Genomic DNA, 360 nt, shown 5'->3' with positions numbered 1-360 from the left:
TATCTTCGGTAACGGCACCACCGCTGGCTTCAGCGAGTGAATCGACATCGGTTGAATTTGCGCCACCTTCGTTTGCTTCGGTTGCTGCAATCACCCAGAGCCACGGACCGGTAATTTTTCCAGCGACACCTGGGGTAGCGGGTTTATAGACGGCATTCACGTCGGCATCGACACCGGCGAACATGCTCCAACCACCACCACGTTCACTGACCTTTACGAGTAAGAGATTATCGCCTGTTTTCAGGTCAACCTGAAATGTGTCCTGAAAATCACCGGCACCACGGTTGACAGCGTTTGTGTGAACGACTTCACCGTTGAGCCAGACCTTGACAGAGTCATCACTGCCGACTTTCATATCCA

Annotated in this window: 1 protein-coding gene; it reads right to left on the bottom strand. The window is 52.5% G+C overall.

What is annotated here, in order from left to right:
- A partial coding sequence (locus tag J4G07_03955) for a hypothetical protein (GenBank protein MCE2413137.1) occupies nucleotides 1-360 on the bottom strand: 360 nt, incomplete at both ends.

This window comes from Candidatus Poribacteria bacterium (genome assembly GCA_021295715.1).
Classification (GTDB): Bacteria; Poribacteria; WGA-4E; order WGA-4E; family WGA-3G; genus WGA-3G.
Note: the sequence above shows the minus strand (reverse complement) of the source record. Positions and strands in the feature narration are given on the sequence as shown.